The organism is Ferriphaselus sp. R-1, from assembly GCF_000746095.1.
Classification (GTDB): domain Bacteria; phylum Pseudomonadota; class Gammaproteobacteria; order Burkholderiales; family Gallionellaceae; genus Ferriphaselus.
This window is the reverse complement of the sequence record NZ_JQKP01000001.1, coordinates 329161-341125: the sequence shown is the minus strand read 5'-3', so window position 1 is coordinate 341125 and position 11965 is coordinate 329161. Positions and strand designations below refer to the sequence as shown.

Here is an 11965-nt window from a genome sequence, read left to right as displayed (position 1 = left end):
TGCGGTTCACGTCTTAAGTGCCTGAACTCATGCACAGAGCGCAGGCAAGACGATCACTTCAGCTTGGTTTCCTTGTAAGGAACGTGCTTGCGAACCACGGGATCGAACTTGTTGAATTCCATCTTGCCCGGAGTGTTGCGCTTGTTCTTGGTGGTGGTGTAGAAGTGACCGGTACCCGCAGTGGATTCCAGCTTGATCTTTTCGCGAATCTTGCTTGCCATTTTCTCTTACCCCTTAAACGTTTTCGCCGCGAGCGCGCATTTCGAACAGCACTGCCTCGATGCCATTCTTGTCGATAGTGCGCAGTGCAGCATTGGTCAGGCGCAGAGAAACCCAGCGGTTCTCACTCTCGACCCAGAAGCGGCGGCGTTGCAAATTCGGCAGAAAACGGCGCTTGGTTTTGTTGTTCGCGTGGGAAACATTGTTTCCAACCATGGGGCCTTTCCCCGTAACCTGACATACACGTGCCATGACAATTACTCCAACCAATTTTCAAAGAGGCGCGATTCTACCCGAAAGTCCGCGCGCCGTTCAACTCATTTTGCAGTTTCTGTTCACTTTATCGGAACTCGCCGCGCCAAGGCGCACAGCAACTCATAACTGATGGTACCCGCGGCCCGCGCCACCTCATCCACCGGCATGCCCTCGCCCCACAGCACGACCCGACTGCCGATGCCCGCTTCGGGAAGCTCGCTCAGATCGACGCTCAGCATGTCCATCGAGACCCGACCCAGGGTGCGGGTCCGCTGCCCGCCGACCAGAACCGGCGTTCCGGTCGGTGCATGGCGCGGATAGCCGTCGGCGTAACCGCAGGCGACCGTGCCGATGCGCATCGCCCGTTCCGCGCAGAACGAGCCACCGTAACCCACGCGGTCGCCCGCCTTCAGCTCGGTGACCGAGATGACCTCGCTGGCCAGCGTCATCACCGGACGCAAGCCGAGTTGCTCGGCACTGACCTCGGCGAACGGCGATGCACCATATAAGGAGATGCCGGGTCGCACCCAATCGGCATGGGTCTGCGGATAACGCAGCAAAGCGGCGGAGTTGGCCAGTGAGCGCGGCAGGCGCTGCCCGCCGACCAGCGCATCGAAGCACGCCAGCTGCGCCTCCACGCCGACGGCATCGTCGGCATGAGCGAAGTGGGTCATCAGCGTGATCTCGCCCACTGCCGGGTGGCGACGCACCGTCTCCAGCACCTGCGTGAACTGTGCCGGAGTGAAACCCAGCCGGTTCATGCCGGTGTTGAGCTTGAGCCATACCGCCAGACCGCCGCGACGTGGATAGGCGCTGAGCTGCGCCAGTTGCTGCGACGAGTGGATGACGCTGGCCAGCTCGTATTCGGCCAGCAGCGGCAGCTCATCCGCCGCGAAAAAACCTTCCAGCAACAGGATGGGCTGCCGGAACCCGGCTTCGCGCAGCCGCACTGCATCCTGAAGGTCAAGCAGGGCAAAGCCATCGGCAGCGCGCAAGGCTTCGGCAGCACGCACCAAGCCATGGCCATACGCCTCGGCCTTGATGACCGCCATCACGCGCGCGTCGGTGCGACGGCGGATCGCGCGCAGGTTATGTTCCAGCGCGGAAAAGTCCAGTTTGGCGTGTATCGGGCGTGACATTGAGCAAGAGTGCGGTTGCCGGGGGGCGAATCATAGCAGGCCTCCCCTTTTCATGTTATAAAGCGCGCTCCCTGAACGGCGGCTCTCGCATGAACTTCGGCTTCTACATCATCCTGGCGGCGCAATTCCTCTCCGCGCTCGCCGACAATGCCCTGCTGTTCGCCGCCATCGCCCTGCTGAAAGAGCTGCACTCCCCCTCCTGGCACACTCCGGTGCTGCAAGAAGCCTTCGTACTCTCTTATATAGTGCTGGCCCCCTTCGTCGGCGCATTCGCCGATTCGCTGCCCAAGGGGCGTGTCATGTTCATCAGCAACGGCATCAAACTCACCGGCTGCCTGGCCATGCTGGCAGGAGTCAACCCGCTGCTGGCCTATGGCATCGCCGGTTTCGGCGCAGCGGCCTATTCGCCCGCCAAATACGGCATCCTCACCGAATACCTGCCGCCCGCCAAACTGGTGGTGGCCAACAGCTGGATGGAGGGCCTCACCGTACTGGCCATCATCATGGGCGCAGTCGTGGGCGGCGTGCTGGTCAGCCCGACCATCTCCGCCGTACTGTTCGACGGCTGGAGCGCGCCGCTGCACGGCTTCGGCATAGACACTCCGCCGGAACTGGCGATCTGCGTCATCGTGGTGATCTACCTGCTGGCAGCGACGTTCAATCTGTACATCCCGCGCGTGCCGATGGACCACAAGCCGCTGAGTCGCAGCCCGGCCTTCCTGCTCAAGGAATTCATCCATTGCTTCAAGCTGCTGTGGAAAGATCCGCTGGGACAAGTCTCGCTGGGCGTGACCACGCTGTTCTGGGGCGCGGGCGCGACCTTGCGCCTGATCGTGCTGGCCTGGGCCGGCGTGGCACTGCATTACGACATCGGCAAAGCCGCCCAACTCACCGCCTGGGTCGCCGTCGGCATCGCCATCGGCTCGATACTGGCGGCGCGCTTCGTCAAGCTGGAACACTCGGTGAAAGTGCTGCCGGTCGGCATCGCCATGGGGCTGGCCGTACTCGCGATGATCCCGGTCTCGCACCCGCTGCTGGCCACCCTGCTGCTGATCGTCATCGGCGCGATGGGCGGCTACTTCGTCGTCCCGATGAACGCCCTGCTACAGCATCGCGGCCACCTGCTGATGGGCGCAGGCAGCTCCATCGCCGTGCAGAACTTCAACGAGAACCTCAGCATCCTCGCCATGCTCTCGCTCTACGCCCTGATGGAAAAACTGGAGTTCAGCATCTACGCCATCACGCTGGTGTTCGGCCTGCTGCTCTCCAGCATCATGGGCATCCTCTACAAAAAACACGGGCACGACCAGGACAACGGTCGCATCTGAGCACAACTAAGCCTGCAACAGAAAGATACTCGGTCGCTTGTTGAGATCGGGGACGGTGGCTGCCTTCCAGTCGGCCACGGTGCGGGTGACGACCCATTCAGTGGGCAGAGTCAGGTCGGTGGCGATACACAGGCGGGTACCGGGGCGACATTGGGCCAGAACGGCGTTCAGTAGCTTGTGGTTGCGGTACGGGGTCTCGATGAATATCTGCGTCTGGTGTAACCGGACCGATTCACCCTCCAGCGTGGCGATGGCTTTCTGCCGCGCGCCCTCTTCCACCGGCAGATAGCCGCGAAACGCAAAGCCCTGACCGTTCATGCCGGAAGCCATCAGCGCCAACAGGATCGAGGACGGGCCGACCAGCGGCACGACGCGCACGCCGCGCCGGTGTGCCAGCGCCACCAGTTCGGCACCGGGGTCGGCCACGCCGGGGCAGCCCGCTTCGGACAACAATCCGGCATCGCGCCCGGCCAGCAACGGTGCAAGCAGCTTGGGCAGCTCAGCGGCGGCGGTGTGCTCGCTCAGCTCGACCAGCTCCAACTCCTGTAGCGGTTTTTCAGTCTTGATCTGGGACAGGAAGCGACGCGCCGTTTTGGCATGCTCGACCACGAAATAGTCGAGCCTGCGGGCGGTGGCGATAGTGTGGGCGGGAAGCACATCCGCCGGGGAGTTGTCCCCCAGCGTGTTGGGGATGAGGTAGAGGATGCCGCTCGTCATCTACGCTCAGGGGCAGTGCGGAGCAATCTCCGACAAGGCACCACGCAACGCCACCCAGCCCATGCCGAGGTTGGTCTTGCGGGCGGTGACCATCACCAGCAGCATATTGGGCTTGCCGGGAACAGGTGCCATGAAGATGTAGGTACTGTCGGTAGTGATCTGCACTTCGTTGATCAGGTTGCTGACTTGTTCGCCACGCTGATCGGACAGAAGTTTTTCGATGGTGGCCACAGTGCGCCCACGGAACATGTCCACCGCAGCGGCCGCCGCCGATTCGACGAAATACTCGTCGAGATAGGAGACATTGTGCGCCACCGAGATCAGCAGGCCGGACTCGATCTCCACCACGCCGACACCCATACAGCCGCTGACTTGTTTAAGCAGACGCTGGCTCACTCCGTTGAGATCGGACATGGTTTCTCCTTGCTGGTCAGTTGTTGGAATCGGAAGTCAGGTTCAGGCGCTGCTGGATGCGGTGCGCGCACTGGCGACCATTCATCAGCAACATGCCGAACGGCGTGCTGTTATCGGCAATGACCAGCAGCACCAGGCGGCCATCAGTGCCGGGCAGGCTCATCATGATGGTCTTGCCGCCGGAGCTTTCGACGATCAGGCTGCCGCAGTCGGGATAATCGGCTTCCTTGGCCACCGCACCGGCCAGCGCCATCATGCTGCTCGCCATTGCCGACAGGCGGGCGGGCGAGTAGCGCTTGTCGGAACACACGTCAGCGACATCGAAGCCGTCCGCCGTGGCAATGATTGCGGCCTGCACACTGGGTGTGCTGGCGCGCAGTTCATCCATCTCGGCGCGGCAGACTGCCTTGAATACGGGACTTTCGCGCCAAACGCGCAGGGAATCGTCGTGCATGTTCTCTCCTTAGCAGACCGTCAGCAACACATCGAGCACGGTCAGCACATCATCTTTCTTACGCGGGTCGCAGGCCATCACCGGCAACGGCGTGCCGCGATCCATCAGCATCTTCACGTAGTCTTCTTCAGCCGGATAGGGGTGGGTCTCCAGACGATTGACCACCACCACGGCTGCGCCACGCTGAACGAAGGAATCGAAACCTTGCAGATAGAACTGCAACTCTTCCATCGGATCTTCCAGTGTATTGTCAGCGATCAGGATCACCCCCAAGGCACCGCGCGCGGCGATCTCCCAGATGAACGAGAACCGGTGCTGACCGGGCACGCCATACAGACGCAGCTTCTCGCCACCATCCAGCGCCAGCTCACCGAAGTCGATGGCGACCGTGGTGGTCGCCTTGCCGTAACGCAGATCGGAATTGGCCACATCCGTACTGACTGGAGGCTTCTCCGAGATCTGCGAGATTGCAGTGGTCTTACCGGCCCCCGTAGGACCGGCGAATATGATTTTATGTTCGCTGCTCATAGGAGTCCGAGTTTGCGGCGGATACGGGAAATCAGCCCTTCCTTGGCCGGTTTGGCCTGTGCAGCCGCAGCGGCACTACCGACCTGGGCACTCGTGGCCCCCACCAGAAATTCAGCCATCACGCCAGCGTTGACGAATTCGATCGCGGCCGCGCGGTTACCACCACAGAACGCGATCAGATCATCCAGCGTCATCGGCTTCTTCATCGCCGCTGCCGCCATGCGCGGGAAGGTCGGATAGTGCGGCAACTTGAAGAAACTGGGCCAGGTCTTGAGGTTCCATGGTGTCGCCGCATTCAGCCAAGGCAGTAACTTGCCACGCCCGGACAGCATCCCGCTGATCCAGTACAAGCGGAACAAGGGCTGTGCCTCACGCTCGGACTGCAAGCGCTGCAACTGCTCACGCGGTTCCTGACGCCATTCCAGATGAGACATCTCCTGATCCAGCTTGGTCAACAGGTTATCGCCACCATCCAGCCAGTAGCTGTTGTGCTTGGTACAGACCCACAGTCGGTCCTTGGCCCCGGGCAAGCCGAGACTCCACACCGCCTCACTGTGAGCGAGATCGTTGCGCAGTTGCACCAGCGAAGCCGCCAGGCTACCGCCCATTACGGTCTGACGAGCGAGGGCAGTCGCCGCAGCGTTCAACGCCTTGACGAAATCGAGATGCTGGAACGGACGCCGCAACTGCAGCAGGTCCGGATCGACGCTGGTCGCGCTGTTCCCCGGACGCATCAGCAACAGACTGGCTCCATCGCCGTTGGCCATCAACACGGCATCCGAGTTACCGTCCCCATTAAGCTGCCACTTGGAGGAGAGTTGCGTTTCTGCCAGCGTGAACAGTGCCGACAGAACCAGCCGATCATTGTCGGGCAGGCCGCTAAAGGAAAGAGTTAATACAGATCCCATATTTGTAATGTTTTTAAGTTTACCGCACCCTGAAACCAGCTAATCTGCCGCGATGCTACCACAAATCCCGACCCGCAAAATATAAGCGAAAACCCTAAGACGGAGGCTGCTTCGCCATCCCCATGCTGCCCGGCGAGTCACTCTTTGTTCGAGTGCCAGATGGAAAGTACGATCAACAGACTGTTCAGAAAGGCAATCAGGTAGCCCACCAAGCCGAACAGGGGCAAGCCGAACAAGGTCGGCCCGCTCTGCACCGTCATCACGATGGAGGAGCCGATGAACAACGCCGCCGTCAGCACCCCCATGGTCAACCGGTTGGCACTGTGATCGATCTGATGACCGAAGTGATCCAGACGCTTGATGTCCAGATCTATCCTCACGCGCCCGCGCCGGGCCTCCTTGATCAGGCGAGCGACATCGCGCGGCAAGCCACTAAGGATGGAGGCGACCTCGTGCAGATTCTGTTTTCCACGACGCAGCAGCACATCCGGACGGTAACGGTCGGCGACCGCCACTTTCAGGAACGGCTTGGCCTGGTCGGCCATCCGCAGCGAGGGGTCGAGCTGGCTGGCCAGGCCCTCCAGAGTGATCAGTGCCTTGAACAACAACACCAGATCAGAAGGAAGCACGATGTGATGCTCGCGCATGATGGAAGTGATGTCGCCCAGCACCGCGCCCAGCCGGATGTCGCTCAATGGCACGTATTCGTAATTGAAGATCAGCTCATTCACATCGTGGACCAACCTGGCCTCGTCCACATCACTATCATCGGTCCAGTCCAGCAACACATCCAGCAACAACTGCTCGTCGCGCTGCACCAGCGCCATCAACATGTCGACGATCTGTTTGCGACGCACATCGGACAAACGCCCCACCATGCCGAAATCCAGCATGGCGATACGATTGCCCGGCAGATAGAACACATTCCCCGGATGGGGGTCGGCGTGGAAATAACCGTCGATCAGGATCATCTTGAGTACGGCATCCGCCCCGCGACGAGCGAGCAAGGAGCGATCCAGCCCAGTCGCCTCGACCCTGGCCAACTGGTTGCCGGGTATCCCCTCGATGAACTGCTGCACATTCATGCCTTGGCTCGACCACTCCCAATAGATGGCCGGGATGACGATGTTCGAATCACCCGCAAAGTTCTTGCCGAAACGTTCCTGTGAGCTCGCCTCTTGGGCCAGGTCGAGTTCGCGCTGCAAAGAGCGACCGAACTCCCTCACCAACTGTACCGGCTGATAGCGCCTCGACTCCGGAATCTCCAGTTCCAGCAGGCCAGCGATGCTGCGCAAAATGCGCAGATCGGCCTCGATCTTGGCTTGGATGCCGGGGCGACGTATCTTCAGCACCACTTCCGTACCATCGGGCAGTTTGGCGCGATGTACCTGCGCGATGGATGCCGAGCCACACGGCACCTGGTTCAGCTCACTGAACACCTCGAACGGCGAACGCCCCAGGGCGCGCTCCACGTCGGGCAGCAACACCTCGAACGGCACCGGCGGGACGCTGCTCTGCAACTTTTCGAACTCGACGATCCAGTCCGGCGGAAAGATATCCACCCGCGTCGCCATCACCTGCCCGAGTTTGACGAAGGTCGGGCCCAACTCTTCCATAGCCAGACGGATGCGCTGCTGCGTCTCCAGCTCGACTCTGGCTTCCACCGACGGCGGACGGTGCAATATCTGCCCCGCCCGCTCCAGCATGGAAACCACGCCGATGCGACGCATCACGTCACCGAAGCCGTAATGGAACATCACGGCGGTGATCTCACGCAAACGTGGCAGGTCACGCATCGCGCTGACGGCTTCGAGCAACATGGCTTACTTTTCCTTGATCGCGTCGGTCAGACCAGCCAGGATGCCGCTACTCACCTCCACAAAACGCGAACTCAACTGGCGCACCGCACCACCGCCCACCACCCGGACATCGACCGCGACATCGGCCATACGTTTCGAGAACGTGTTCACGGTATCGGCCACCTGACGACCGGTATCGGTGCCGGTCCGCGCCGCGTGGGTCACCACCTCCTGCCACTCCGCCCGGATACGGTCACTGGCGGCGGCGGCCACCTCGCTCACAGTCGCGAGGAACTCACGCTCTGTCTGCCTGAGGTTCTCGATGGCGACCGTCAGCTCGATGTCACTGAACTCATTGCCATGATCAGATAGCTGCTGCAGGGCCAGATGCGTCGCCTCCGCCGATTTCCGCAACGCCTCGTCCAGCCCGGCGAACGCCTCACCCACTGCCGCTTTGGAGTCCCGCGCCTGCTGTTCGAGCCCGAAGTTGATGCCGCTCGTCAAGGCGCTGACGATCTGACGCACTTGCGCTGCCTCGACATGACGCTGCCGGATCGCGTTCAAGGTCAGGCTGCGCACCCGACTGCGGATATCCGTTGCCTCGACCACCGTTGCGGCGGCCTCCCGTGTGATTGCCTCATTATTCAGTTCGCTCATGATGTCCTCCGAATCTACGTTCCAACGACCGACGACAGCTGTGCCGACCACTCGCCGCTCCATGGTAGCGCGAAGCGGGCAAAGATGCTGCGGTTTTCCGCCTGCCAGGCGAGCGCCTCAGCCGCGTGCGGGATGGTCGTGCAGAATGCTGGCATAATGCCGCCCACCCAATGAACGGAGACTCCCATGAAAAGATCCCTGATGGCCCTGATGCTGGGTAGCCTGATCGTCACCCCGGCATACGCGACATCGCCAGAAGATGCCCTGCTGGAACGCCTGGAAGCCAGCGGCAAACTGGACGCAGCCATTGACCGGGCTCTCGAACGCCGTATCGCGCGCGAGAAAAAACAGCGTGAAGACCGGGCGCATGCCGATCAGGCCGCCGAACTGGAGGCTGCTCGCAAGATCCAGCCACTGGGCAAGAATGACCGCATCCATGGCCCAGAAAACGCCAGGATCAGCATCATCGTCATGTCCGACCCCGAGTGTCCCTACTGCCAGCGCCTGGCAGGCATCCCGGAGCAGGCCGTCGACCAGAGCAAGGGATTGGCCAACGTCGGTATCCGCCTGTTCCCGCTCGATTTCCATGGCCAGAAGGCGGTAGATGCAGCATTGACGGCGTTATGCGTGGCTGACCAGGCCGGTGCGCCGGGCTACTACAAGTTCTTCAACGGTTATCTCGCCGCCACCCAAGGCAATGGCCAGGGTATCCCTGACCGCAAGGGAAAACCTGCCAAAGCCGTGCTGGACAAACTACTGAAGACCGCAGGCGTGCAGGATCTGGCTAAACTCCACGCCTGCCAGCAGGACAAGCAGACTCTGAAACGTCTGGAGGCAGAGTTCAACACCACGGTCGAGGCCGGGGCTACCGGCACTCCTTACCTGGTGCTGCGCAACAACGAGAACGGCGAAGTCAAGGTCCTGGCAGGGGTCACTCCGCTGGAAATGTTGCTCGACGAAATCAATAAACTGGCCGGGCCAACCACGACGGCAAAGTAACCGTTCACGCCCCATGAGCCACGGGGACCTCGCCCCAGAAAGAAAAAAGCCTCCCGGCGAACCGGGAGGCTTTTTGTCAGCAGATCGCCGTATTACTTGATCTCGGACAACAAGCCGGGATTGGTCACCAGCTTGCGCACGCCGTGTGCGTGATCTTCACCGAACACGTTGCTCTTGCACCATTTGGCCACCGTATTGATGTCCAGCTTGGCACAGGTTGGGCGCACGCTCCAGGTCACCTGCAACGGCGAGCACAAGGCATTGGTGTATTTCGGCCCGGTGGTGGAGCCGGTGAACAGCACCGGCTTGCCGGTGTTGCTGGGGATGCCATCAGCCTGGTGGTAACCGTTCACCACCTTGCCGCTGTAGCCCATCTTGCCAAAATCCAGCGCCTTGGAGTCGTTCACCAAGACGAACACTTGGGATTCGACGCGCAGGTCAGGATTGCCGACGTTGGGGTTCAGACAGGCTCCCAGCGTTTTGCCAGGCTGGACCGGGGCGGACGAGTGCACCCAGTGCACCTCGATGGTGTCGCCCGGCTTCAATTCGCCGTGTTCGCTCTTGCATACCGGCTCGGCAGTGGCGGCCAGTTCGGCAGCAGACAGTTTTTGTCCGATGTTGCACTTGTAGCCGGTATCGTTGCCATGCTCATCCGCCTCGCCGGGGATAGAGAAATCCTTGGCCTTGTGTTCCGCGTTGACGTGGAAATGGATGTTGCACAGGTTCATCTTGGTATGGTCTGGCGCCATGGAGAAGGCGATTTTGTTGTCGCCTTGCTTGCTGTCGATATCGCGCGGTGTCTGGGGACCGAAACCGGTACAGACCTGTTGTCCCTGCTCGTCATGCCCATGTTCGTGCGCCAGGACCGCTGTCGATCCCAGGCCCAGGCTGGCTGCCAGAACCAGGTAGCTCGTCTTTTTCAACTTCATTGTTATCTCCCTTAAGGTGAATGGTCATTGCTTGCGGCTACCTATCGCGCCGGACATCCCACCCGACGCATGATGCCACGCCTGCGAAGCGGTGCGATTGTAAAGGAAAATGACACTGTTTGTGCAACAGGAATCCGCCTGTCGGTAACACAAGGTTGCAGGCAAGGATTGCTGCAACCCGCCTGTCTACGCTATCGTGTGCACCTCCCCACAAGGATCGATGATGGCCAAAATCAAAACCAGCTATTCCTGCACCGAATGCGGCGGGCAGTCGCCCAAGTGGCAAGGACAATGTCCGCACTGCATGGCATGGAACACACTGGTGGAATCCGTGGCGGAGGCGCTGCCCAGCGCGGGCAAGAACCGCTACAACGCGCTGGCCGCTTCCGGTCAATTGCAAAAACTGGCCGAAGTCGAAGCTGCCGAAGTGGCGCGCACGCCCACCGGCATCAGCGAATTCGACCGCGTACTGGGCGGCGGCCTGGTCGAAGGCGGCGTGGTGCTGATCGGCGGCGACCCCGGCATAGGTAAATCCACCTTGCTGTTGCAGACGCTGGCGCACCTCTCGCAGACGAAGAACGTGCTCTACGTCAGCGGCGAGGAATCGGCCCAGCAGATCGCGCTGCGCGCCGTGCGGCTGGCGCTGGATGCGCGCTCGGTCAACCTGCTGCCGGAGATCCAACTGGAAAAGATCCAGGCCACCGTCGCCCACGAAAAGCCTGACGTGGTGGTGATCGACTCGATTCAGACCGTGTATTCCGAACAACTCACCAGCGCGCCCGGCTCGGTGGCGCAGGTGCGCGAGTGCGCCGCCCAGCTCACCCGGCTGGCCAAGAGCAGCGGCGTGACCATGATCCTGGTCGGCCACGTCACCAAGGAAGGCGCGCTGGCCGGGCCGCGCGTGCTGGAGCACATCGTGGACACCGTACTGTATTTCGAGGGCGACACGCATTCCAGCTTCCGCCTCATCCGCGCGTTCAAGAACCGTTTCGGCGCGGTGAACGAACTCGGCGTGTTCGCCATGACGGAGAAAGGCTTGCGCGAAGTCAGCAATCCGTCGGCGCTGTTCCTGTCGCAACACGGCGCGCAAGTGCCCGGCTCCTGCGTGATGGTGACGCAGGAAGGCACGCGCCCCTTGCTGGTGGAAGTGCAGGCCCTGCTCGATGAAGCCCACTCGCCCAGCCCGCGCCGTTTGTCGCTGGGGCTGGAGCAGAACCGGCTTGCGATGCTGCTCGCCGTGCTGCACCGCCACGCAGGTGTCGCCTGCTTCGATCAGGACGTGTTCATCAACGCCGTCGGCGGGGTGAAGATCACCGAGCCGGGTGCCGACCTGGCCGTACTGCTCGCCATCGTCTCCAGCTTGCGCAACCGTCCGTTGCCGGAAAAACTGGTCGTGTTCGGCGAAGTCGGCCTGGCCGGAGAAGTCCGCCCGGTGCAACGCGGCCAGGAGCGATTGAAAGAAGCCGCCAAACTCGGCTTCACCCACGCCATCATCCCCAAAGCCAACGCCCCCAAACACCCAATCGACGGCATGACCATCATCGCGGTGGAACGAGTCGACGAGGCGGTGGCACGGGCCCGATGAGCAGGCCCGGCAGGTCGGCTGAGCGCCCCCAGCT

Annotated in this window: 15 protein-coding genes; 3 read left to right on the top strand and 12 right to left on the bottom strand. The window is 61.5% G+C overall.

What is annotated here, in order from left to right; translation table 11 throughout:
• Positions 1–53: 53 nt before the first annotated feature.
• The 3 genes from rpmG to alr form a co-directional block, all read right to left on the bottom strand.
• A complete protein-coding gene (gene rpmG / locus DM08_RS01870) occupies positions 54–221 on the bottom strand; it encodes a 50S ribosomal protein L33 (protein ID WP_035382890.1) in 168 nt (55 codons plus the stop codon).
• 13 nt (positions 222–234) lie between these two features.
• Positions 235–471: a 50S ribosomal protein L28 gene (gene rpmB, locus DM08_RS01865; protein ID WP_035382889.1), complete on the bottom strand. Its 237-nt coding sequence runs from the start codon at positions 469–471 to the stop codon at positions 235–237.
• Positions 472–554: 83 nt separating this feature from the next.
• A complete protein-coding gene (gene alr, locus DM08_RS01860; RefSeq protein WP_035382888.1) occupies positions 555–1613 on the bottom strand; it encodes an alanine racemase in 1059 nt (352 codons plus the stop codon).
• Positions 1614–1702: 89 nt separating this feature from the next.
• On the opposite strand from alr, the gene lplT reads away from it, so the two are divergent.
• Positions 1703–2941, top strand: coding sequence for a lysophospholipid transporter LplT (gene lplT / locus DM08_RS01855; protein WP_035382887.1), 1239 nt, complete (start codon positions 1703–1705; stop codon positions 2939–2941).
• A gap of 6 nt (positions 2942–2947) precedes the next feature.
• On the opposite strand, the gene DM08_RS01850 is transcribed toward lplT, so the two are convergent.
• The 8 genes from DM08_RS01850 to DM08_RS12965 form a co-directional block, all read right to left on the bottom strand.
• Positions 2948–3658 (bottom strand): SAM-dependent methyltransferase, encoded by a 711-nt coding sequence (locus DM08_RS01850; protein WP_035382886.1) that lies wholly within the window; start codon positions 3656–3658, stop codon positions 2948–2950.
• Between the two features lie 6 nt (positions 3659–3664).
• On the bottom strand, positions 3665–4072 hold the full coding sequence (locus DM08_RS01845; protein WP_035382885.1) for a roadblock/LC7 domain-containing protein: 408 nt from the start codon (positions 4070–4072) through the stop codon (positions 3665–3667).
• Between the two features lie 16 nt (positions 4073–4088).
• Positions 4089–4526, bottom strand: a complete 438-nt coding sequence (locus DM08_RS01840) for a roadblock/LC7 domain-containing protein (protein WP_035382884.1) — start codon at positions 4524–4526, stop codon at positions 4089–4091.
• A gap of 9 nt (positions 4527–4535) precedes the next feature.
• Complete coding sequence (locus DM08_RS01835) at positions 4536–5054, bottom strand: GTP-binding protein (protein WP_035382883.1); 519 nt, start codon at positions 5052–5054, stop codon at positions 4536–4538.
• The gene (locus tag DM08_RS01830; protein WP_152555755.1) at positions 5051–5962 is read right to left on the bottom strand and encodes a hypothetical protein; all 912 of its coding nucleotides are present in this window, start codon (positions 5960–5962) and stop codon (positions 5051–5053) included. The genes DM08_RS01835 and DM08_RS01830 overlap by 4 nt, the downstream gene beginning before the upstream one ends.
• A 137-nt stretch (positions 5963–6099) precedes the next feature.
• Positions 6100–7782 carry an ABC1 kinase family protein gene (locus DM08_RS01825; protein WP_035382881.1) on the bottom strand — a complete coding sequence of 561 codons (1683 nt, stop codon included), beginning with the start codon at positions 7780–7782 and terminating at the stop codon, positions 6100–6102.
• A gap of 3 nt (positions 7783–7785) precedes the next feature.
• Positions 7786–8418: a DUF6781 family protein gene (locus DM08_RS01820; protein ID WP_152555754.1), complete on the bottom strand. Its 633-nt coding sequence runs from the start codon at positions 8416–8418 to the stop codon at positions 7786–7788.
• Between the two features lie 14 nt (positions 8419–8432).
• Positions 8433–8606 (bottom strand): hypothetical protein, encoded by a 174-nt coding sequence (locus DM08_RS12965; RefSeq protein WP_161780246.1) that lies wholly within the window; start codon positions 8604–8606, stop codon positions 8433–8435.
• On the opposite strand from DM08_RS12965, the gene DM08_RS01815 reads away from it, so the two are divergent.
• Complete coding sequence (locus DM08_RS01815; protein WP_081908720.1) at positions 8605–9417, top strand: DsbA family protein; 813 nt, start codon at positions 8605–8607, stop codon at positions 9415–9417. The genes DM08_RS12965 and DM08_RS01815 overlap by 2 nt on opposite strands.
• Positions 9418–9509: 92 nt before the next feature.
• On the opposite strand, the gene DM08_RS01810 is transcribed toward DM08_RS01815, so the two are convergent.
• Positions 9510–10346, bottom strand: a complete 837-nt coding sequence (locus DM08_RS01810) for a delta-class carbonic anhydrase (protein ID WP_035382879.1) — start codon at positions 10344–10346, stop codon at positions 9510–9512.
• A 223-nt stretch (positions 10347–10569) separates the two neighbouring features.
• Between DM08_RS01810 and radA the strand changes: the two genes are divergently transcribed.
• Positions 10570–11931 (top strand): DNA repair protein RadA, encoded by a 1362-nt coding sequence (gene radA / locus DM08_RS01805; protein ID WP_035382878.1) that lies wholly within the window; start codon positions 10570–10572, stop codon positions 11929–11931.
• Positions 11932–11965: the final 34 nt, after the last annotated feature.